At 68.3% G+C, this 284-nt stretch carries 1 pseudogene; it reads right to left on the bottom strand.

The annotated features are described in order from the left end of the window. Positions 1-284 (bottom strand): annotated as a pseudogene (locus tag KVS67_RS11865) (tyrosine--tRNA ligase); the annotation flags it as partial.

Below are 284 nucleotides of genomic sequence, written 5' to 3'. Positions count from 1 at the left end.
GTCGTCGTCTCCTCTCCATGGGCCAGCGCCGTGTCCTCCCACGCCAGGCGCATCTGGGCCTCCCGGCGGGACGGCTCGTCGGCCACCTTCTGCGCGTACTCCTCGATCTCCGCGCGGGTCAGGAACGTGAAGACCTTGTGCCGGTCGACGACGTCCGCGTCCGCCGTGTTGAGCCAGAACTGGTAGATGGCGTACGGGGAGCACATCTTCGCGTCGGGCCAGACGGGGTTGCCCTCGGACTTGCCGAACTTGGTGCCGTCCGCGTTCGTGATCAGCGGCGTGCC

This window comes from Micrococcus sp. GbtcB5 (genome assembly GCF_019091605.1).
Lineage (GTDB): Bacteria > Actinomycetota > Actinomycetes > Actinomycetales > Micrococcaceae > Micrococcus > Micrococcus luteus.
Note: the sequence above shows the minus strand (reverse complement) of the source record. Positions and strands in the feature narration are given on the sequence as shown.